Source organism: Actinoplanes sp. CA-051413 (assembly GCF_050955795.1).
Classification (GTDB): Bacteria; Actinomycetota; Actinomycetes; order Mycobacteriales; family Micromonosporaceae; genus Actinoplanes.
On sequence record NZ_CP192100.1, the window covers coordinates 1,721,203 to 1,739,685 of the forward strand.

Below are 18,483 nucleotides of genomic sequence, written 5' to 3' on the forward strand. Positions count from 1 at the left end.
GTTTGCTCCGGTCAGCTCTGGCAACCCTCGCGACCGTGGGCGCGGAAGTACTTGGTGACGTCCTCGGGCACGCCCTTGCAGTATCCGTCGCTGCCGCCCACGAAGGTGCGCCACGCTCCGTCGGTGTAGCGGAAGGTCTCGACCTCGGTGTCGCCCTGAGGGTCGACAGCGCGCCGGGTGGAGATGGCGTAGTCCTTGTGGCAGGTGATGTCGGTCAGCTCCTGCTTGCCCCAGTCCGGGTGCTCTTTCTTGATCGCCGCCAGCAGGGTCGCGGTGGTCACCGGGCAGCTCGCCGAGCCGCCCTTGCCCTCCTCGCCGGCCTTGTCGGTCGGCTTCTGGGTGGCGGGCGCCGTTTCGGTGGCGCTGACGGCCGGTGCCGACGATGCCGCGGCCGGAGCCTTGGCAGCGGTGTTCTCAGTGCCGGTGCTGTCACAGGCGGCGAGGCCCACGATCAACAGACTGCCAAGGGCGACGAATGAACCAGAACGTGTGGACATGTGACTTGCTCCCCGTGTGACTTGCTCGATGTCGAGAACCCTATTGATCGGCGCGTCCGACGTGCTCCTGCCTTCGTGCCACCGTCCACGGTGAGACCGTGCATACATGACCATCACCGCCGCGCACGTCCGCCGGACGTACTACGTGCTCGGTCTCGGCAACACCCTGGCGGCCTCGCTCATCTGGGGCGTCAACACGCTGTTCCTGCTGGACGCCGGGCTGACCAACTTCCAGGCATTCGCCGCGAACGCGTTCTTCACCGCCGGCATGGTGCTGTTCGAGGTGCCCACCGGCATCGTCGCCGACTCCTGGGGGCGCCGGGCGTCGTACCTGCTCGGCACGGTGACGCTGGCGGCGACCACCGTGCTCTACGTCTGGCTGTGGCGCATCGACGGGCCGTTCTGGGCCTGGGCGGTGTCGTCGGCGCTGATCGGGCTGGGGTTCACGTTCTTCTCCGGCGCCACCGAGGCCTGGCTGGTCGACGCGCTGGCCGCCACCGGCTACACCGGCAGCCTGGACCGGGTCTTCGCCCGCGGGCAGGTCTTCATGGGCATCGGGATGCTCGTCGGCGCGGGTGGCGGCGGATACCTCGCCCAGGTCGCCGGGCTCGGTGCGCCGTACCTGCTGCGGGCGGCCGTGCTCGTGGTGATGCTGGTGGTGGCCGCGCTGCTGATGCACGACCTCGGCTTCACCCCGGACCGCGGCGGGGGCTACCGCACCGAGGTACGCCGGATCGCCGCCCAGTCCGTGGAGTACGGCCTGCGGGTCCGCCCGGTGCGCTGGCTCATGCTGGCCGCGCCCTGCACCGGCGGCGCGATGATCTACGTGCACTACGCGTTGCAGCCGTACCTGCTGGAGCTGTGGGGTGACGAGACCGCGTACGGGATCGTCGGTCTCTCCGCCGCGTTGCTGGCCGCCGCGCAGATCGTCGGTGGGCTGGTCGCGCCGGCGCTGCGGCGGGTCTTCGCGCGGCGCACCTCGATGCTGCTCGTCACCCTGGGCCTGAGCGTGCTCGCGGTGCTGCTGATCGCCCTGATCCCGAACTTCTGGGTGGTGCTGGCCCTGGTGGTCGCCTGGGGGCTGCTGTCGGCGGCGGGGCAGCCCGTACGGCAGGCGTACCTGAACGGCATGATCCCGTCGCAGCAGCGCGCGACCATCCTGTCCTTCGATTCGCTGATGGCCTCGACCGGCGGGGTCGTGGCCCAGCCCGCGCTGGGCCGGGCCGCCGACGTCTGGGGCTACCCGGCCTCGTACGTGATCTCGGCGGGTGTCGCCGCGCTCGCGCTGCCGTTCGTCTGGCTGTCGCGGCGCGAGCGGCACCCGGCCGACGTTCCTTAGCTGCCCGGGATGGCGGTGATGGTCGCGTCCCCGCTGCCGGTCTGCACCTCGATGACGTTCTTGGCCGTCGCGTCGTTGACGATCCCGAGCAGTTCCGCGTCGCCCGAGCCGGTGCGCGTCTTCACCTGGTAGGCACCGTCCGGCACCATGAGCTCGATGTTGCCGCTGCCGGTGCGCGCGGTCACCGAGGCCACCTTCGTGACCTCGACCGTGACGTCGCCGGAGCCGGTCTGGGCCCGGACCGCCTTGCCGCCGCCGAGGCCGTGGGCCTCGACGTCGCCCGAGCCGGTGACCAGCGTCGTCTCGCCCAGCAGGTCGTTGGCCAGGATGTCGCCCGAGCCGGCCTTCAGTGACACCGTGCCGCTCGCCCGGTCGATGGCGGCGCCGCCGGAGCCCACCGTGACGTCGGCCGAGCCGATGTCGCTGAGCGTGAGGTCGCCGGAGCCGAGCTTGCCGCGTACGGCCACCCCGGTCGGGGCCTGGATCTCGTACGAGACCTGGCAGTTCGGCCCGCAGTTGGTGTCCAGGGTCAGCACCGTGCCGGACAGCTGGTACGAGCCCTGCGGGTCGTCGGAGCCGTCGCTGCGCACGATGCGCTTGATCCGGGTGTCGGCGATCGCCGCCGTGGTCACGGTGACGTCCCCGCTGCCGCCCGTCAGGACGATCTCGGAGACCTTCACCTTCTCGGTGTCGTCGTAGGTCAGCCGGGCGCCGATCCCTCCGCCGCAGCCGGCCAGGGCGGCCGCGGTCGCGGCGATCAGGGTGACGGCGCCGGCGCGCCGGGCGAGAGTCGGGGTCATGCCTGTGACGCTAGGCGGCGCCGGCCCCCGGGCACCATCAGTCCTCCCACTGAGGCGGCCCCGAGAAGACCCTGAGATCCGGGTCAGGGTCTGTCGTACCCAGGAGGCAGAATGACCCCGTGCCCGCCGGATACCGACGCCATCTCTACCGCGACGACGCGGTGGTCCTGCGCGTGCAGAAACTGGGCGAGAGCGACCGGATCATCACCCTGCTGACCCGCCGGCACGGGCGGCTGCGCGCGGTCGCCCGCGGGGTGCGCCGCACCAGCTCCAAGTTCGGCGCCCGGCTGGAGCCGTTCGGCCACATCGACCTGCAGCTCGCCGGCTCGCCCGAGGGCGTCGGCAGCAGCCTGCACTCGGTCAGCCAGGTCGAGGCCCTGATGCTGTACGGGAAGAGGTTCCTCACCGACTACCCCCGCTACACCGCGGCCAGCGCCATCGCCGAGACCGCCGAGCGGCTCTCCCCGGTCGAGCGTGAGCCGGCCCTGCGGCTGTTCCAGCTCACCCTCGGCGCGTTCAAGGCCCTAGCGGCGGGGGAGCACGCCAGCAGCCTGGTCCTGGACGCCTACCTGCTGCGCGGCATGTCCTTCGCCGGCTGGGCGCCCGCCCTCGGCGAGTGCGCGGTCTGCGGCAGCCCGGGGCAGCACGGCGCCTTCTCGGTGCCGGCCGGCGGCGCGGTCTGCCCCGACTGCCGGCCGCCCGGCGCGGCCCATCCGGCCCCGGCGACGGTCGCCCTGATGCAGGCCCTGACCAGCGGTGACTGGCAGCTCGCCGACGCCACCGAGCAACCCGTACGCCGTGAGTGCAGCGGGCTGGTGGCAGCACACCTGCAGTGGCACATGGAGCGCAACCTGCGCGCGCTGCCACTGGTCGACCGACGGGAGAGCACTTCGTGACACGTCCGCCCACACCGCACAGCTCCGGCGCCCGGCCGCCTGCCCTGCCCGCGGCGGCGGTGCCGAAGCACGTGGCGGTGGTCATGGACGGCAACGGCCGCTGGGCCAAGGAGCGCGGCCTGTCCCGCACCAAGGGTCACGAGCAGGGGGAGCATTCGCTCTTCGACACCATCGAGGGTGCGATCGAGCTCGGCATCCCGTACCTGTCGGCGTACGCCTTCTCCACGGAGAACTGGAAGCGCTCGCCGGAAGAGGTCCGCTTCCTGATGGGCTTCAACCGCGACGTCATCCGGCGCCGCCGCGACCAGCTCGTGGAGCTGGGGGTGCGGGTGGTGTGGTCCGGGCGGCCGGGCCGGCTGTGGAAGAGCGTGATCTCCGAGCTGCAGACCGCGGAGGAGATGTCGAAGGACAACAAGACCCTCACCCTGCAGTTCTGCGTCAACTACGGCGGCCACGCGGAGATCGCGGACGCGGCGGCGGCGATCGCCCGGGACGTGGCGGCGGGCAAGCTCAAGGCCGACAAGGTCAACGAGAAGACCCTGCGGAAGTACCTGTACCACCCGGAGATCCCGGACGTGGACATGTTCCTGCGCCCGTCCGGGGAGGAACGCACGTCGAACTTCCTGCTCTGGCAGTCGGCGTACGCGGAGCTGGTCTTCCTGGACACCCTCTGGCCGGACTTCGACCGCCGCCACCTGTGGTATGCCTGCGAGCTCTACGCCCAGCGCGACCGCCGCTTCGGCGGCGCGATCCCCAACCCCGTCGCCCCGCAGTGAGCCACCGCTTCCTCTACCTGGCCCGCCACGGCGACGCCGTCAGCGAGGACGCCGGCCTCAGCGACCTGGGCCGCCGCCAGGCCGAGCTGCTGGGCGCCCGGCTGGCCGACGTGCCGTTCGCCTCGGTCACCCACAGCCCGCTGCCCCGCGCGGTCGAGACGGCCGCCGCCTGGCCGCAGGCGCAACCGTCGGAGGTCGTGGGCGACTACCCGCCGTGGGTGCCGGCTGACGTGCCGGCCCCGTACGCGATGCTGACCGAGGGCTGGAGTGACGCCGAGCTGCGGGACGGTCCGAAGCTGGCGGAGCAGGCGCTGGCGCGGTTCGCGGTGCCGGCCGAGCAGGAGACTTACGAGCTGGTGATCACGCACAGCTTCCTGATCGCGTGGTTCGTGCGGGACGCGCTGGGGGCACCGCCGGAGCGGTGGATGGGCCTGAACACGGGCAACGCGGCGCTGACGGTGATCCGTTACAGCGGGGACCGGCCGCCGGCGTTGATGCTGCACAACGACATGGCGCATCTGCCGCCGGAGCTGCGCTGGACCGGCTTCCCACCCCACCTCCGGGTGCGGTAGCGCCGGGCTTTTGGCCCTGGGCCGCGCCGGGCCGCCCTTTCGCGGCGGCCGGGCCGGCGCGTCAGGCGGTGATGACGGCGACCGCTGCGTCCACGTCGGACAGGTCGGGCAGCACGGCGTGGGCGCCGGCCAGCACCAGCTCGGCCATGCTGGTGGAGCCGGTCGCGACCCCCACGGCGAGCGCGTCGTTGGCCAGTGCCGCCGACACGTCGTTGGCCGTGTCGCCGATGACCACCGGCCGGAAGCGCTCGCCGTACTTGGCCTCGGCCCGTTCCAGGCAGCGCCGCACCAGCGTCGCCCGGACGCTGTCGTCGGTGCCGTAGCCGCCGATCTCCGCGTCGAAGGCCCCGGTCAGCGCGAACGCCGCGATCTTCGCCGCCGCGACCTGCGGCACGTTGCCGGTGACCAGCGTCTGCACCACGTCGGGCCGGCTGCCCAGCTCGTCGAGCACGGCACGCACCCCCGGCATCAGCGCGCCCTGCTCGGCGAACTCGTGCCGCGAGACGTGCACCTCCTCGACGTAGCGGGCGAAGAACCGCTCCGGCGTGCAGTCGTGACCCCGTGGGTGGCGAAGACCTCGGCGCAGATGTCCAGGTCGGTCCGCCCGCCGAAGTTCGGCGTGGCCCGCCACGCCACCCCGGTGAGCTCGGTGAAGGCGGCCTTCCAGGCCCGCGCGGCCACCCCGCCGCCGCGCAGCAGCGTGTAGTCGATGTCCCACATGATCAGGCGTTTCACTGCTCGGCCAGCCGCCGCTCGATGTGCTCCACCTTGCCGTGCAACGCGTCGGCGACCCCGGGCCTGATGTCGGCCTTCAGGGAAACGGTGACCCGCGGCGCATGCGCGGCGACGGCGTCGACAGCCTGCTTGATGACGGCCATGACCTCGTCCCACTCGCCCTCGACGGTGGTGAACATGGCATCGGTGCGGTTGGGCAGCCCGGAGGCACGGACCACGCGTACGGCCTCGGCGACCAGATCACCGACGGAATCACCCACGCCGAGCGGCGTGACAGAAAAGGCAACCAGCATGGTCCCCAATCTAGATCAAGATCAAGATTCCCCGGCCGGCGTGATGTCCGAGACGAGTCCGGTGTGCGTGGTCGGGTAGGCCACCGCTCCGGCGGTGAGTTCGTGGATCACGCCGTCGAGGAGGTCGAATGCCTTCGCGTACGCGGCTTGGGCCGCAGGCAGGTGCCAGGGCAGAGCAACATAAGCCGTCCCCACCGTCAGCCGACGCAATCCGGACCCCGCGACCGGCGGCGCGCTCGGCCCGTCCGGAAACCCGGCCTCCTCCAGCGCACCCCGCAACGCCTCCAACGCCGCCGCCTCGACCCGGCCCGTCCAGCCCCGGGTGGCGAGCGGCCCCGGGAAGTGGTGGCGCAGCGACACCCGGCCGTCCGGTTCGATGCTCAACTCGCTGCGGCCCCAGGGGTCGCCGGGGTCGCTCTCGTTGCCGACGCTGTACCCGTACCGGCGAGCTGCCATGGGCAGAGCTTAGGCCCCCGTCCAGCGGCTGCTCAGCGCCGCGATTCCCATGCTCAGGGCGGCCGCCACCGCGACGAACGCCGTCACGCCGGCCGTCGTCTCCCCGGTTCGCAACGCCCACACGCCCAGGCCCGCGAGTGCGCCCGCGTCACCGATCGCCGCCGCGCCGAACAGCGCGTAGTCGCGCCCGAACGCGAGGCCGCCGACGACGAGGGCCAGCCCGCCGCCCACGATCGCCGTGATCCCCGCCGCGCTGTGGGTGCCCAGGACCGCGAATCCACCGACGAGGGCGGCCGCACCCCAGCCCAGCACGGCCACGGCCAGCAGCAGGGAGTCGGCCCGCAGCATGGCGACCCCGCAGGCGAGGACGGCCACCCCGATGCCGGCGATCGACACGCCGGCCAGCACCGCACCGTCCTGCCCGGCCGCGACACCGGCCCGCAGCAGCGCCACTCCGATGCCCAGAGCCGCGACGCCGGGTAACAGCCCGCCCGCGTCCGTCCGGAAGGCCAGCCAGCCCACCGCGGCGATGATCAGTGCCGCGGCAGCGACGCCCGCCGGGATCTGCCACGCCGGGTGCAGCGCCGCGGCCGCCGCGACCACGGCCAGAGCGACCAGAGCCGGGACGACGCGGCCGATCGCGGCTACCAGCAGGACAACCGTCAACCACCGGTACGGGACGGCCGCGCCCGACAGGTTCACCAACTGGTTCCCGGCAGCGGCCCCGAGCAGGAACGCAGGCCCCCTCTGCCTACCCATGACGTTCACCGGTCACGTCGACGGCGTCCCAGGTCAGCTCCCGGGACTCGTCGCCGCGGCTACGGGTCAGCGTGATCCGTACCTCTGCCCGCACCTCGCCCCCGCTCTCCGGGCAGGCGCCGGTCAGCGTGCCGGCGAAGCCGTCCTCGGACTCCGCTGTCCGGTCGTCGTCGTGATAGAGCCACTTCACCGGGCCCTCGGTGCGCACCGGCGTGCCGCAGCCCGGACATCGCGCCTGGAGGACGGCCGACAACGGCAAAGAGCTGGACCGCATCGGGTACGGCCGGCGCAGCTCCAGCGCCGGGGACGGGCTCTGGTGGTGCGTGCCCACCCGCAGCGCGTCCGGGCCGTGCAGGAGCATCGGGCTCAGCGGGCCGGGCGGCAGCGGGTCGACGCCGGCGCGGAGCTGCCGGGCCGTGCAGAGGTGGGCCAGCCGGGTCAGTTCGGCCGCCCGGCTCACCCCGGCGTCCGGCCCGAGACGCTGCCAGCCGGGGGCCGGGTCGTGGCGGGCGGCCTCCTCGGCGGCCCGCACTCCCGCCGCCATGGCTTGTCGGACATCACCGGCGGCGGCGGCTTGCAGCAAGTCCGCGACCACGCCGCTGCCGGACCAGTCCAGTTCGGTCACCCGCAGGGCGGCCAACGGGTCCTGCGCATCGAGCGGTTCCTGCCCCAGCGCGATCACAGCCCAGCGCAGGACCTCGCGGAGCAGCCGGGCCTGCTGCACAGCATCCAGGCCGTCCGCCGGGTCGGCCGCGGGGATCGGCACCGGATCTGCTTGCAGCGCTGTGGCCAGCTGCCGGCGCAGCCACCCGTACGGCGTGTGCCGGTGCAGCTGCGCCAGCAGGCCGCGCAGCTCGGGGACGTACGTGAGCAGCCGCTCGTGGCCGACCAGCTCGGCCAGCCACCGCTCGTCGGGGTGGATCAGGATCCGCGAGGCGATCGCCGCCGCCACCCCGGGATCGTCGGTCTGCGTCAGGGCATCGGCGACTGTGCGCTGCCCGTACCCGCCGTCGGCCAGGTATCCCACCAGCGTGGGCCGGGTGGACTCGGTGTGCCGGCGGTGGATCAGCCCGGGCAGGAACGCCTCGCGGACCTCCGGCACGGTCTCGGTGCGCGCGGCGGTCACGTAGGCCTCGCTCTGGGTGGCGTACCGCAGATGTCTCGCTGCCGCGCGCCGCACCTGCGGGACCGGATCGGTCAGCATCCGTTCCAGCTCGGCCAGGGTGGCGCCCTTGGCGCCCTCGATCGCCTCGATGCGCAGCTCCGGCGCCGGGTCGGCGAGAAAACGCAGGGTGAGTTCCCGCGTACGGTGCAGCGACAGCACCGCCTTGAGCCCGCGCATCCGCAGCCGGGCCTCGCCGCTCGCAGCCAGTTCCTCCCGCACGGGTTCGCAGCGGGAGCCGAGGTGATACAGCAGCTTGGCGATGCGGTCGTCGTCCTCCGCCAGGTCGAGCGCCACCTCGCGGATACGTTCGTCGAGGCCGTCCTGCCGGCTCAGAATCTGCTTCAGCGCGTGGGCCGCGGTGCTGCCGACCTCCCGGTACGCCTCGGCCATGCCGCCGGCGACCTGCACCTCGCCGAGATCGTGCAGCGCCATGTCCAGCAGGGTGCCGATCAGCTCGGCGGAGCCATCGCGGGCAGCCCGCTCGGCCGCTCGCAACCGGACCATGTCCTCGGCACTGCGCAGGTCGTCGTGCAGCGACATGGCAGCAATCTAGCGGCTGCCGGCGCGGCCGCGACTCCCCTCAACGTGTCAGCCGGCCACGGCCTTCCAGCCGCGCTGCACCGACCGGCGGCATCGCTCCGGCTCGTCGCCGGTGCCGACGAACAGAGCGGTCAACATGGGTACGCCGTGAGCGAGCGTCTCGCGCGGCAGGGGACCGGGGGTGACCAGGGAGACCAGACCGTGGCCGATCACCCAGCTCTGGATCGCCAGTTCCAGCGGCACGGTAGCGGCTCGGAAACGGCCGGCCTCTCGGCCCCGGCTGGCCGCCTGGACCAGGTACTCCAGCGTCTGGTCGGCAGCCTCGGCGTCCTCCAGCTCGTAGGTCGCATCGAACATGACCCGGTACAGGTCCGGATGGTCGAGGGCGTTGCCGAGGTACGCCGCGACCAGCGCGGTCAGGTCCCGTACCGGATCGGCGGACATGGTCACCGCGGCCAGCCGGTCCGCCAGCCGGGTGAAGCCCTCCTGCCGCAGCGCCTTCCACATGCCGTCCATGCCGCCGAACCAGGTGTAGACCGCCATGGTCGAAACCCCGGTCCCGGCCACCAGGGAGCGCAGGGTGATCGGCTCGCGGGTGCGCAGCATGTGCCCGGCGCGTTCGAGGAGCAGGGTGCGGACTGCCGGGTCCTTCGTCCTCGCCATGGCCTCAGGATACATAGCATTGCACTGCTATAGTTTCGGCAGTCGAGCCCACCGGCTCCCGGAGACATGGAGGCAGCATGGCCGTCACACTGGTGAACCCCGAAGGACTGCCCAAGGTCGACATCTACCGGCAGGTGTCGATCGGCACCGGGTCGAGGATGGTGTTCATCGCCGGGCAGATCGCCCGCGATGCCGACGGCGGCCACGTCGGCGAGGGCGACTTCGCCGCTCAGGTCGAGCAGTGCTACCTCAACATCGGCACGGCGCTGGCCGAGGTCGGTGGCTCCTTCGACGACGTGGTCAAGCTGACCGTCTACCTCGTCGACTGGACGCCCGACAAGATGCCGCTGTTCGTCGAGGGCGTCGCCCGGGCCGCCGCGAAGCTGGGCGTCACCCCGATGGCGCCGCTCACCGGGATCGGCGTCGCCGCGCTGGCCGAGCCGGACGTGCTGGTCGAGGTCGAGGCGACCGCGATCCTCGGCTGAGGTGGGACCATGGTGGCATGCGCCGCGATGTGCTGGACCTGATCGACCACGTGCTCCGTGACGTCTCGCTGAGCGACGACGCGATGCGCTGGGCGCCGGACAGCGTTCCCGACCTGCGGCTGCTGATCCACCGGGAGTGGCCGGCCCGGCGCCAGGCGACGTGGCGCTGGTGGTGCGAGACGTGCCGGCAGCCGCTGCCGCAGCCGCACTGGTGGATCGACGGCGTGCCCGCCGGTGGGGTCGTGCTGAGCAGCGGCATGCGCGCCTTCCACCACACGATCGATCCGCGGACGCCGCGGCACGCACTCGTCGAGCGGGCGTCGCGAAGCTGAGTCAGTGGGCCGCGCAGCAGGGGGTCGGATACCGGGTCTCGAACGGCACCAGCCGCCCGCCCGCCGCCGGGCCGGCGAGCAAGGTCAGCTGTCCAGCCCGCCACTGTGGACGGACGAAGTCGCCCGTGTCGATCAGGGTGGCCGGGTCGGCCGCGCCACCGCCGAGGACCTCGACCTTCTCGATCGCGCTCAGCTCCAGCACCTCGGCGACGCTCAGCGTGCCGACCAGCCGCTCCACGCCCGGATAGAGCACCGCACGACCCGAACTGCGCGCCACATGCTCAGCAACAGCCTCCGGACACGCGGCACCAAGGCCAGTGGGCGAGGCGTCGGCGAAGACGAGGGTCAGTGCCACGTGTGGCCGCGGTGAGCGCACGAGGTGCGTGAAAGCCAGCACCGGCGCCGGGGAGAGCGACGCCAGCCAGTGCTCCGCCGCGACCGTGTCGGGATGCTCCAGGCTGACCCCGAGCACCGGCAAGTCGTCCAAGGCCAGGGCGGCCGCCGCCGGGGTGGTGGCGGCGGCCGCGGTCCGGTCGGGCATCACCGGGGCAGGACCCAGATCGGGTTGGTGTAGAACCACAGGTCGCCCCACGGGTCGGCATCGCCGAGCACGTCGAGCTTCGGGCCCGCCGGGTCCACCGCCGCGCCCATCAGGCCCGGCTGGGTGCGCTTGCCGTCCGTGCCGCGCAGGCGCAGGTAGAACGGCTTGTCCAGGCGGCCCAGCCGGTACGTCACCGACAGCTTGCGGGCCCCCGGCGTCACCTCGTACGACTTCACGACCCTGGTGTCCGGCGCGGTGAAGGTGTCGCGGGCGGCGACCGGGCCGGTCACCGAGCCGACGATCACGTCCACCCGGGACAGCACCGGGACGAACTGCGCCCAGTTCGGCACATCCTGGAGATCGATCTCCAGGGTCAGCTCGGTGGCTGTGCCCCGCTTGACGTGCAGGACACCGCCCAGCGGCGTACCCGTGGCGGTCCGGCGGTCGCCCGCCACCCGGACCCGCGCGTCCAGGCTCTTGATCAGGCGGCCGTGGTCGACCCACACCCGCCCGGCCCGCAGGCCGTCCATGACGGCCTGGTAGGAGAACGACGTCGAACCGACGTTGGTGCGGCCGTAGAAGCCGGGCCAGAAGTCGCCGGCGGTGGTGTTCACCTTGCCGGTGTAGACCGGGTCGTGGTAGCGGCCGTTGGCCTCGAAGTCGCTGCCCGGGCCGCGGTCGGACTGGTCCAGGTAGTTGACGTGGCTGTCCGAGTTGACCGTCACCCACCAGGCCCGGCCCTCGGCCAGCAGGCTGTCCCAGAGGCCGCCGACCGTGGCGGTCATCCAGTCGAAGCCGCCCCAGGTGCGGTAGGTCTCCGGCGGGTAGCCCTGGTACGACGCGGCCGACGGGTTGTTGTCGTAGAGGCCGCGCGCGCCGCCGCGGCCGTTCGGGGCGGGGATGCCGGCGGCCTGGTGGCCGGGGGCGCCCTCCATGCCGATGGCGATGGTCGGGTCGGCGTCGCGCCAGTTGCGGATCTCGTGCGGCGAGTCGATGCCGCGCCGCGACGGGTGGTTGGCCAGGAACAGCGCGCCCTCGACCTTGCGGGCGCGGACCTGCTCGCCGAGGAACTTGATGCCGGCGATCGCGGCGGCCTCGTTCTGCTCGGTGGTGTTGGTGGCCGGCAGCTGCGAGCCGTCGAAGGTCTGCTCGAACTGTTTGAGCACGCCGACCTCGTTGCGGCCCGGGTGCACGAAGACCGTGGCGTGCTCGGCGGCCGGGATGTTCCACTCCAGACCCTGGAAGGTCAGCAGGTCCGGCAGTTCCTCGCGGGTCCTGCGGATGTCCGGGTTGACCTTCTCCACGCCGATCTTGGCGTGCGCGTTGCTGCCGTGGTCGGTGATGACCACCCAGTCGAGGCCGAACGCGCGGCCGTGCCCGGCCTGGTCGATGACCCGGTACTGGCCGTCGGAGCTGTGCTGGGTGTGGATGTGGTGGTCACCCGCGAGCCAGCGGAACCCGCCCGTGGCGGTGCCGCCGCCGGCCGGGCCGTGCGAGTGCGGCAGCCCGGCGGCCGCGGCCGCCGACGGCGTGGCGAGCACCGACGCGGCCGCGCCGGCACCGAGCAGGCCCGCGCTGCGCAGAAAACCGCGGCGGGAGACGTCCGAGGGCGACAGCTCGCTGTCCGGGACGCTCAGATCAAGGGCCGGGGGTACGTCGGCAGCACCGCCGGCGTCGTGTGAGTGGTCGTGATCGTGGTGGTGATGGCCGTGACCCATGTCCCATGGCTCCCGAAGATCGACAAGGATGACCTGGCCAATCTCGCGGCCGCACCGCAACGCCGGATGGCGCCGGGGTGACCGGTGCGCGAACACGGGAGGGTTTCATGCACAGCCGCGCATCAAAAGGCGCGGGTGGGGCGAACTACCGGTGCCGGACGATGGAGCCGGCCATCATGTCGTGCAGGGTGCGCGCGTCCGCCCGGAAGACCATGAGGGCGTCCGCGACGCCGAAGAGGCCGAGCGTGAGCATGTTGGGGATCCAGAACAGGAGCCCCTCGATGAGGAACTCACGCAGGAACATCCGGCCCCAGCCGAACGCCTCGCCCGTGGTGGCGTCGGCGACCACGTGACCCAGCAGCTGTTTGCCGGGGGTCTGCCCGTCGCTCCAGGTGATCATCGACCAGATCAGCCAGCCGATCCCGAAGGTCACCACCATCAGCAGGACGTCCAGGACCGCCGCCCCGAGCCGGCCGCCGGCGCTGACCGTCGCGGACGCGGGCCGGGTCCAGGCCACGGCCGGGCCGGGCGCGTAGACGGCCGGAGCGTGCTGGACCGGGGGAGCGTAGGGCTGCACGGCCCGGCCGGGCGGCGGGTAGTGGGCCGCGGCCGGCGCGTGCGGGGCCCGGAAATGGGGATCGGTCATGGGGTCCACAGTGCCCTTCATCGACTACACAGCGTGGCGCCCGTGACGCTACGCGGCATCATCGCCGGTGGACAGCGCGTGGTCACCCGGCTGCGGTAGGTCACCCGGGCGGACTCGGCGGTCCCCGGGGCGGCGCGTCCCGACGTTCAGCCGATGATCGGCCGGAACAGTCCGAACAGGACGCTGGTGGTCAGGGCGGCGGCGGACACCAGCGTCGCGCCGGCCATCAAAGCGGCGTCGGCGCGGCCGAAGGTCTGCCGGCGGGCGTACGTCCTGGGCGTGCCCGCGTCGAAGCCCCGCGCGTCCATCGCCACCGCCAGCCGCCCACCCCGCCGCAGCGCCCCCACCAGCAGCGCGAACGCCGTCGACACGAACAGCCGCAGCTTGGCCACCGGGTTACGCCCGGCGTCGATGCCACGGGCGCGGCGGGCCAGGCTGAGCATCTGCCACTCCTCGCCGAGCAACGGCACCAGCCGGAACGCGGCCAGCGCGCCGATCGCAAACCGGGCCGGCGCCCGCACGTTCTGCACCAGGGCGTCGGCGAGGTCGGTGGGGTCGGTGGTGGCGAACACGATGATGCCCGGCAGCGCGATCGCGAAGACCCGCAACACCATGCCCAGCGCGGTGACCAGCACCCCGGTGGTCACCTCGAACGGCCCGAGCGTCGCCACCGTCGCCCCGGTGCGCTCGGCCGCGAACAGCACCAACGTGATCACGATGCCGCCGGCGGCGAGCACCAGCGGCCAGGCCCGCCGGAACAGGGTGCCGTAGCGCATCCCGAACAGCGGCAGCACCGCCAGCTCCACGGCCAGGGCGATGGTCGGGGTCAGCGGGTCCAGGGTGGCGATCAGCGGGGCGCTGAACAGCAGGGCGGCGGCGAGCTTGGCGACCGGGTTGCGCCGCGCGAGCGGTGCGGTGCCGGCCTCGAACGTCGGCAGGGTGAGCGTCATGCGGCCCGTTCCAGGCGGTGGACGGAACCGGCGAGAGCCGCCACGAAGTCGTCGTCGTGGGTGACCGCGACGATGCCGTGGCCGTCGTCGCGCAGCCGGGCCAGCAGGTCGACCAGCTCGATCCAGGTGCGCCGGTCCTGGCCGAACGTCGGCTCGTCCAGCACCAGCAGCCGGGGCGCGGTGGCCAGGGCCGTCGCGACGCTCAGCCGCCGGGCCTCCCCACCGGAGAGCGTGTACGGGTTCGCGCCCGCCAGCTTCTCCAACCGCAGCCGCTGCAGCAGGTCGTCGACGACCCGGCGGACCTCGGCCTCCGGGCGCCCGATCCGGCGCGGGCCCAGCGCCAGCTCGTCGGCGACCCGGTGGGTGACGAACTGGTGCTCCGGGTCCTGGAAGACCGAGCCGATCCGGGTGGTCAGGTCGGCGGCCCGCCACCGGTGCGGTGCCCCGCCCGGGACGGCGTCGATCGTGCCCGAGGACGGCTTCAGCAGCCCGCCGAGCAGCAACGCCAACGTGGACTTGCCCGCGCCGTTGGGGCCGGTCACCGCCAGCACCTCGCCCTCGCGGGCGGTCAGCGTGGTGGGCGCGAGGCGGTTGCGCAGGGTGACGGCTTTGGCGCGTACCAGAGGGGCACCCGGACCGGTGACGGCCTGGCGGGGGGCGATCGGGTGACCCGGCACCCAGACCCCTTCGTCCGCCAGCCGGTCGCCGTGCGCGGCGAAGACCGCGCCCGGCGGGCCGTCGGCCCGGACCCCGCCGCCCGGCTCGAGCACGACCACCCGGTCGACGAGCGTGAGCGCCTCCGCGACCCGGTGCTCGACGATGATCAGCGTGGTGTCGTCGCCCAGCGCGCGGGCGACCGCGGCCCGGATCAGCGCCGCCCCGGCCGGGTCGAGGTTGGCGGTCGGCTCGTCGAGCAGCAGCAGGCCCGGGCGCAGCGCGAGGGTGCCGGCCAGCGCCAGCCGTTGCTGCTCGCCGCCGGACAACGCCGCGGTCGGCCGGTCCCGGCCGTAGCCGAAGCCGACCCGGTCCAGCGCCTCGTCGACGCGCGGCCAGATCTCGCCGGCCGGTACGCCGCGGTTCTCCAGCCCGAACGCCACGTCGTCACCGCTGCGCGACATGACCAGCTGGGTCTGCGGGTCCTGGAAGACGATGCCGACCCGCTCGCGGGCCTTGCGCGGGTCGAGCCCGTCGATCTCGACCGTGCCCTCGGACTCGCCGGAGTCCTCGGGCAGCAGCCCGGCCAGCGCGGCCAGCAGCGTGGACTTGCCGGCCCCGGACGGCCCGAGCAGCAGCACCCGCTCGCCGTGCGCGACACGCAGATCGACCCCGCGCACCGCCCACGCCTTACGACCGGCGTGCCGCCACCCGAACCCCCGCAGGACCAGCTCGCCCATGGTTAAACGGCGGCGCGTTCGCGGCCGGAAGCGAAGCGGTCCAGCACGCCCGTCTGGGCCAGCGCCCGGACCAGCAGGATGCTGCCCAGACCGGCCACCAGTACGGCGCTGACCGCGGTGATCGCGATGTACGGCAGCCGCAACGTCGCCCACGACGTCCCGCCGTACCAGACGAAAGCGTCGTAGACGGACGCGGCGATCCCGGCCGCGGCCGCCGCCAGCGCCGCCACCGGCAGGTTCCACACCCGGTACGCGAACGCGGCGAAGACCAGCTCGGCCGCGGCCGCCTCGATCGGTCCCTGCAGCACCAGCGTCCAGCCCCAGCTCGTGCCGAGCGCGACGGACACCAGGGCGGCCAGGGTCAGCGTGTAGAAGGCGGCGCCCGGCTTACGGATGACCAGGGCGCCCAGGACGGCCGGCACCAGCCAGACGCCGTACAGGATGGCCCGGCCGGGCAGCGGGATGGCGTCCGCCGGGCCGTTCCAGAGCAGGCCCCAGGCCCAGAAGATGACCCCGAACGCGACCGCGATGATCGAGGCGATGACGATGTCGATGGTGCGCCAACGGTGCTGCATGTGATGTGCCTCCCAGCTCGTACCGGGAGGAGACGCGACGCCGTGGCCGGGGACGTCTCCCGGACACGGCGCGGCTGGAGAAAGACCGAGCTCCCTGCGCTGGCATTACCCAGATCAGGTTCGAGGGTCTGCGGTGTCACCCGCACTCTCAGCGCTGTGCGCTCCCCTGTCGGTGAAGTTTGTTAGCGACCTACCTCGACCCGCGCATCGCGTAGGCGATGCACCGCGTCTGGGCCGTCGCTAACAAACTTCATTGCATGTTCGTCGAACTACTTGTGTTTCGATGAACGCTAACACCGTACGGCTGTACGGGACAGCGTAGGAGGCGTCACATGCAGATCAAGGCCAGAGGTCTCACCTTCGACGTGTACGAGGGCGGCCCGGCCGGCGGTGCACCGGTGCTCCTCCTGCACGGATTCCCCCAGGACCATCGCGAGTTCGACCTGATCCTGCCCCGGCTGCACGCGGCCGGGCTGCGCACGTACGCCCTCGACCAGCGCGGCTACTCACCCGGCGCGCGCCCTCCCGCGGTCGCCGACTACCGCCTCGACGAGCCGACCGCCGACGCGGTCGCGGTGCTGGACGAGCTCGGTGTCGGTAAGGCACACGTCATCGGCCACGACTGGGGTGCGCAGGTGGGCTGGCTGCTCGCCGCCCAGCACCCCGACCGGGTCAGCACCCTGACCGCAGTGTCGGTGCCGCACCCGCGCGGGCTCGGCGTCGCCCTGCACAACCAGCCGTCGCAGAAGCTGCGTTTCGCCTACATGGGGGTGTTCCGGTCGCGGGTCGCGGAGCGGCTGCTGCTCGGGGCCGGCGGTACGGCGCTGCGTCAGATGATGCGCCCGATCGGAGCCCGGGCCGGCCTCTATGCCACGGCCATGCGCGAGCCGGGCCGGCTCACCGGCGCGCTGAACTGGTACCGCGCCCTGTCCAGTGGGCAGCTCGCCAAGGTCGGCAAGGTCACCGTGCCGACCACGTACGTGTGGAGCGACGGCGATCCGGTCGTCGGCAAGCCGGCCGCGCTGGCCACCGCGACCTGGGTGGAGGCCGACTACCGGATGGTGACGTTGCGGGGGATCGGCCACTGGATCCCGGAGGAGGCGCCGCGCGCGCTGGCGGACGTGGCGCTGGCCCGCATCGGCGTTTGACGCCGTTCACGTCCGGGCAACCATCCGTCCACCGAGAAGGAGGTTCGATGGCCGCCGAGAAGCGACGGAGCAAGCACGAGACCGAGAAGCAGCGGTGGGACCGTAACTTCGCCGACCTGCTGCAGGAGCTGCGCGTGGCCCAGACGGGCGTGCAAATCCTCTTCGCGTTCCTGCTGACTCTGCCCTTCAGCAACGGCTTCCCGAAGACGACGGCCTTCCAGAAGGACACCTACATCGTCGCGCTGCTGGCCGCCGCGGCCGCCACCGCGATGATCATCTCGCCGGTGGCGTTTCACCGGGCGCTGTTCCGCCAGGGCCGCAAGCCCGAGCTGGTCCGCTACGCGCACAAGATGGCCACCGGTGGCCTGGCGTTCATGCTGATCTCGATGGTCAGCAGCGTGCTGCTGATCACCGACTACCTGACCAACATCTGGGTCGCGTTGATCCTGACCGGCATCGCCGCGCTCTTCTTCCTGACCTTCTGGGCCGCCGTCCCGTGGGCCCGCCGCAACTGGGTCGACGATGACGACGAGGAGGAGGACGAGGAGTTCGCCGAGGACGCCGCCGAGCCTAACGAGGCTTCGCGGGCTTGAGCCCGAGGTCCTCGAGCTCGAGCGCGGCCAGCGCCTGCACCGCGGCGGCGTCGCCGTTGCGCCAGGACTGGGCGATGTCCGGGCCCAGCTTGGCCAGCTCGTTCAGCGGCCGGCTGGCCAGGGCCCGCAACGCCAGCAGGTCCTGACCGGCCGGCTCGGTGCGCACCTGGGCGGCCACCGCGGCCCGGCGCATCCAGCGCAGCCGCTTCGGCAGCCACAGGAAGAGCACCAGCGCCAGCGGGACCGCGACGATCAGCAACGCCATGGTCAGCGCCAGATTGTCGACGACCTCCTGCTGCTGACGGCCGGCCTCGGCGATCGACTTCGCGGCGTCGGCGGCACTGTTGAACGGCGCGGTGAGGTCGTCGCCGACCAGCGGCACCCGACCCACCTTGCCGCCGATGTCGCCGAGGTTGCCGGCGATCCCGGTGCCCGCCTCCTGCAGTTTCTGCCCCGGCACACCGAGTTTCTCGACCATGTCGTTGATCCAGAGACCAGCCCGGATCCAGGCGTAGACCCAGAACACGACCAGGAGATCGGTCAGCAGCTGGCGGACGGCGGTGGGCAGCCGGTCGGCGTACATCTTCACGCGCGACAGCGTCCCACGCGC

General features: G+C 72.5%; 24 protein-coding genes and 1 riboswitch. Of the genes, 8 read left to right on the forward strand and 16 right to left on the reverse strand.

What is annotated here, in order from left to right; all coding sequences use genetic code 11:
- Positions 1-11: 11 nt before the first annotated feature.
- On the reverse strand, positions 12-497 hold the full coding sequence (locus ACQP2Y_RS08140) for a hypothetical protein (protein WP_433726005.1): 486 nt from the start codon (positions 495-497) through the stop codon (positions 12-14).
- 106 nt (positions 498-603) lie between these two features.
- Here ACQP2Y_RS08140 and ACQP2Y_RS08145 point away from each other — a divergent pair, with 106 nt between their 5' ends.
- On the forward strand, positions 604-1,836 hold the full coding sequence (locus ACQP2Y_RS08145; protein ID WP_433726007.1) for an MFS transporter: 1,233 nt from the start codon (positions 604-606) through the stop codon (positions 1,834-1,836).
- Here the strand turns inward: ACQP2Y_RS08145 and ACQP2Y_RS08150 are convergent.
- Positions 1,833-2,636 carry a DUF4097 family beta strand repeat-containing protein gene (locus ACQP2Y_RS08150; protein ID WP_433726009.1) on the reverse strand — a complete coding sequence of 268 codons (804 nt, stop codon included), beginning with the start codon at positions 2,634-2,636 and terminating at the stop codon, positions 1,833-1,835. The genes ACQP2Y_RS08145 and ACQP2Y_RS08150 overlap by 4 nt on opposite strands.
- A 119-nt stretch (positions 2,637-2,755) precedes the next feature.
- On the opposite strand from ACQP2Y_RS08150, the gene recO reads away from it, so the two are divergent.
- Genes recO through ACQP2Y_RS08165 form a run of 3 tightly spaced genes read left to right on the forward strand, consistent with a single transcriptional unit; the run spans position 2,756 to position 4,880 of the window.
- Positions 2,756-3,532, forward strand: coding sequence for a DNA repair protein RecO (recO, locus tag ACQP2Y_RS08155; protein ID WP_433726011.1), 777 nt, complete (start codon positions 2,756-2,758; stop codon positions 3,530-3,532).
- Positions 3,529-4,308 (forward strand): isoprenyl transferase, encoded by a 780-nt coding sequence (locus tag ACQP2Y_RS08160; RefSeq protein WP_433726013.1) that lies wholly within the window; start codon positions 3,529-3,531, stop codon positions 4,306-4,308. The genes recO and ACQP2Y_RS08160 overlap by 4 nt, the downstream gene beginning before the upstream one ends.
- Entirely contained in the window at positions 4,305-4,880 is a 576-nt protein-coding gene (locus ACQP2Y_RS08165) for a histidine phosphatase family protein (RefSeq protein ID WP_433726015.1), read from the forward strand. The genes ACQP2Y_RS08160 and ACQP2Y_RS08165 overlap by 4 nt, the downstream gene beginning before the upstream one ends.
- Positions 4,881-4,941: 61 nt before the next feature.
- On the opposite strand, the gene ACQP2Y_RS08170 is transcribed toward ACQP2Y_RS08165, so the two are convergent.
- The 7 genes from ACQP2Y_RS08170 to ACQP2Y_RS08200 are packed head-to-tail and all read right to left on the reverse strand — an operon-like array spanning position 4,942 to position 9,491.
- Positions 4,942-5,391, reverse strand: a complete 450-nt coding sequence (locus tag ACQP2Y_RS08170; protein WP_433726017.1) for an HAD family hydrolase — start codon at positions 5,389-5,391, stop codon at positions 4,942-4,944.
- Positions 5,349-5,615: a hypothetical protein gene (locus ACQP2Y_RS08175; RefSeq protein WP_433726019.1), complete on the reverse strand. Its 267-nt coding sequence runs from the start codon at positions 5,613-5,615 to the stop codon at positions 5,349-5,351. Before ACQP2Y_RS08175 ends, ACQP2Y_RS08170 begins: the two co-directional genes overlap by 43 nt.
- A complete protein-coding gene (locus tag ACQP2Y_RS08180; RefSeq protein ID WP_360548802.1) occupies positions 5,612-5,908 on the reverse strand; it encodes an MTH1187 family thiamine-binding protein in 297 nt (98 codons plus the stop codon). Before ACQP2Y_RS08180 ends, ACQP2Y_RS08175 begins: the two co-directional genes overlap by 4 nt.
- A 21-nt stretch (positions 5,909-5,929) precedes the next feature.
- The gene (locus ACQP2Y_RS08185; protein WP_433726021.1) at positions 5,930-6,364 is read right to left on the reverse strand and encodes a hypothetical protein; all 435 of its coding nucleotides are present in this window, start codon (positions 6,362-6,364) and stop codon (positions 5,930-5,932) included.
- 9 nt (positions 6,365-6,373) lie between these two features.
- The gene (locus tag ACQP2Y_RS08190; protein ID WP_433726023.1) at positions 6,374-7,123 is read right to left on the reverse strand and encodes a hypothetical protein; all 750 of its coding nucleotides are present in this window, start codon (positions 7,121-7,123) and stop codon (positions 6,374-6,376) included.
- Complete coding sequence (locus ACQP2Y_RS08195; protein ID WP_433726025.1) at positions 7,116-8,828, reverse strand: hypothetical protein; 1,713 nt, start codon at positions 8,826-8,828, stop codon at positions 7,116-7,118. Before ACQP2Y_RS08195 ends, ACQP2Y_RS08190 begins: the two co-directional genes overlap by 8 nt.
- A 48-nt stretch (positions 8,829-8,876) precedes the next feature.
- Positions 8,877-9,491, reverse strand: coding sequence for a TetR/AcrR family transcriptional regulator (locus ACQP2Y_RS08200; protein WP_433726027.1), 615 nt, complete (start codon positions 9,489-9,491; stop codon positions 8,877-8,879).
- Between the two features lie 77 nt (positions 9,492-9,568).
- Here ACQP2Y_RS08200 and ACQP2Y_RS08205 point away from each other — a divergent pair, with 77 nt between their 5' ends.
- Positions 9,569-9,976 (forward strand): RidA family protein, encoded by a 408-nt coding sequence (locus ACQP2Y_RS08205; protein WP_433726029.1) that lies wholly within the window; start codon positions 9,569-9,571, stop codon positions 9,974-9,976.
- A gap of 17 nt (positions 9,977-9,993) precedes the next feature.
- The gene (locus ACQP2Y_RS08210) at positions 9,994-10,308 is read left to right on the forward strand and encodes a hypothetical protein (protein WP_360831804.1); all 315 of its coding nucleotides are present in this window, start codon (positions 9,994-9,996) and stop codon (positions 10,306-10,308) included.
- A gap of 1 nt (position 10,309) precedes the next feature.
- Here ACQP2Y_RS08210 and ACQP2Y_RS08215 read toward each other — a convergent pair whose 3' ends face one another.
- From ACQP2Y_RS08215 to ACQP2Y_RS08240, 6 genes are all read right to left on the reverse strand, one after another.
- Positions 10,310-10,849 (reverse strand): hypothetical protein, encoded by a 540-nt coding sequence (locus tag ACQP2Y_RS08215; protein ID WP_433726031.1) that lies wholly within the window; start codon positions 10,847-10,849, stop codon positions 10,310-10,312.
- Positions 10,849-12,567, reverse strand: coding sequence for a histidinol-phosphatase (locus ACQP2Y_RS08220; RefSeq protein ID WP_433726033.1), 1,719 nt, complete (start codon positions 12,565-12,567; stop codon positions 10,849-10,851). Before ACQP2Y_RS08220 ends, ACQP2Y_RS08215 begins: the two co-directional genes overlap by 1 nt.
- Positions 12,568-12,712: 145 nt before the next feature.
- Positions 12,713-13,213, reverse strand: a complete 501-nt coding sequence (locus tag ACQP2Y_RS08225; protein WP_433726035.1) for an RDD family protein — start codon at positions 13,211-13,213, stop codon at positions 12,713-12,715.
- Between the two features lie 146 nt (positions 13,214-13,359).
- Positions 13,360-14,163, reverse strand: a complete 804-nt coding sequence (locus ACQP2Y_RS08230; RefSeq protein WP_433726037.1) for an energy-coupling factor transporter transmembrane component T family protein — start codon at positions 14,161-14,163, stop codon at positions 13,360-13,362.
- Positions 14,160-15,557: an ABC transporter ATP-binding protein gene (locus tag ACQP2Y_RS08235; protein WP_433726039.1), complete on the reverse strand. Its 1,398-nt coding sequence runs from the start codon at positions 15,555-15,557 to the stop codon at positions 14,160-14,162. Before ACQP2Y_RS08235 ends, ACQP2Y_RS08230 begins: the two co-directional genes overlap by 4 nt.
- Positions 15,558-15,559: 2 nt before the next feature.
- Positions 15,560-16,132 (reverse strand): ECF transporter S component, encoded by a 573-nt coding sequence (locus tag ACQP2Y_RS08240; RefSeq protein ID WP_360548779.1) that lies wholly within the window; start codon positions 16,130-16,132, stop codon positions 15,560-15,562.
- Positions 16,133-16,205: 73 nt separating this feature from the next.
- Positions 16,206-16,310, reverse strand: a riboswitch (TPP riboswitch).
- 154 nt (positions 16,311-16,464) lie between these two features.
- On the opposite strand from ACQP2Y_RS08240, the gene ACQP2Y_RS08245 reads away from it, so the two are divergent.
- Both ACQP2Y_RS08245 and ACQP2Y_RS08250 read left to right on the forward strand, forming a co-directional pair.
- Positions 16,465-17,280: an alpha/beta fold hydrolase gene (locus tag ACQP2Y_RS08245; RefSeq protein ID WP_433726041.1), complete on the forward strand. Its 816-nt coding sequence runs from the start codon at positions 16,465-16,467 to the stop codon at positions 17,278-17,280.
- A 47-nt stretch (positions 17,281-17,327) separates the two neighbouring features.
- A complete protein-coding gene (locus ACQP2Y_RS08250) occupies positions 17,328-17,873 on the forward strand; it encodes a DUF6328 family protein (protein WP_433726043.1) in 546 nt (181 codons plus the stop codon).
- Here ACQP2Y_RS08250 and ACQP2Y_RS08255 read toward each other — a convergent pair.
- A complete protein-coding gene (locus ACQP2Y_RS08255; protein ID WP_433731830.1) occupies positions 17,851-18,456 on the reverse strand; it encodes a hypothetical protein in 606 nt (201 codons plus the stop codon). The two genes, ACQP2Y_RS08250 and ACQP2Y_RS08255, sit on opposite strands and share 23 nt — an antisense overlap.
- Between the last annotated feature and the right edge of the window lie 27 nt (positions 18,457-18,483).

Excerpts from the sequence above, each read along its gene's own strand:
- ACQP2Y_RS08150 (WP_433726009.1), bottom strand. The coding sequence starts at position 2,636 with ATGACCCCGACTCTCGCCCGGCGCGCCGGCGCCGTCACCCTGATCGCC.
- ACQP2Y_RS08190 (WP_433726023.1), bottom strand. The coding sequence starts at position 7,123 with ATGGGTAGGCAGAGGGGGCCTGCGTTCCTGCTCGGGGCCGCTGCCGGG.
- ACQP2Y_RS08240 (WP_360548779.1), bottom strand. The coding sequence starts at position 16,132 with ATGCAGCACCGTTGGCGCACCATCGACATCGTCATCGCCTCGATCATC.
- ACQP2Y_RS08235 (WP_433726039.1), bottom strand. The coding sequence starts at position 15,557 with ATGGGCGAGCTGGTCCTGCGGGGGTTCGGGTGGCGGCACGCCGGTCGT.
- ACQP2Y_RS08225 (WP_433726035.1), bottom strand. The coding sequence starts at position 13,213 with ATGACCGATCCCCATTTCCGGGCCCCGCACGCGCCGGCCGCGGCCCAC.
- ACQP2Y_RS08200 (WP_433726027.1), bottom strand. The coding sequence starts at position 9,491 with ATGGCGAGGACGAAGGACCCGGCAGTCCGCACCCTGCTCCTCGAACGC.
- ACQP2Y_RS08195 (WP_433726025.1), bottom strand. The coding sequence starts at position 8,828 with ATGTCGCTGCACGACGACCTGCGCAGTGCCGAGGACATGGTCCGGTTG.
- ACQP2Y_RS08245 (WP_433726041.1), top strand. The coding sequence starts at position 16,465 with ATGCAGATCAAGGCCAGAGGTCTCACCTTCGACGTGTACGAGGGCGGC.
- ACQP2Y_RS08185 (WP_433726021.1), bottom strand. The coding sequence starts at position 6,364 with ATGGCAGCTCGCCGGTACGGGTACAGCGTCGGCAACGAGAGCGACCCC.
- ACQP2Y_RS08230 (WP_433726037.1), bottom strand. The coding sequence starts at position 14,163 with ATGACGCTCACCCTGCCGACGTTCGAGGCCGGCACCGCACCGCTCGCG.
- ACQP2Y_RS08215 (WP_433726031.1), bottom strand. The coding sequence starts at position 10,849 with ATGCCCGACCGGACCGCGGCCGCCGCCACCACCCCGGCGGCGGCCGCC.
- ACQP2Y_RS08145 (WP_433726007.1), top strand. The coding sequence starts at position 604 with ATGACCATCACCGCCGCGCACGTCCGCCGGACGTACTACGTGCTCGGT.
- ACQP2Y_RS08255 (WP_433731830.1), bottom strand. The coding sequence starts at position 18,456 with ATGTACGCCGACCGGCTGCCCACCGCCGTCCGCCAGCTGCTGACCGAT.
- ACQP2Y_RS08180 (WP_360548802.1), bottom strand. The coding sequence starts at position 5,908 with ATGCTGGTTGCCTTTTCTGTCACGCCGCTCGGCGTGGGTGATTCCGTC.
- ACQP2Y_RS08210 (WP_360831804.1), top strand. The coding sequence starts at position 9,994 with ATGCGCCGCGATGTGCTGGACCTGATCGACCACGTGCTCCGTGACGTC.
- ACQP2Y_RS08250 (WP_433726043.1), top strand. The coding sequence starts at position 17,328 with ATGGCCGCCGAGAAGCGACGGAGCAAGCACGAGACCGAGAAGCAGCGG.
- ACQP2Y_RS08140 (WP_433726005.1), bottom strand. The coding sequence starts at position 497 with ATGTCCACACGTTCTGGTTCATTCGTCGCCCTTGGCAGTCTGTTGATC.
- ACQP2Y_RS08205 (WP_433726029.1), top strand. The coding sequence starts at position 9,569 with ATGGCCGTCACACTGGTGAACCCCGAAGGACTGCCCAAGGTCGACATC.
- ACQP2Y_RS08220 (WP_433726033.1), bottom strand. The coding sequence starts at position 12,567 with ATGGGTCACGGCCATCACCACCACGATCACGACCACTCACACGACGCC.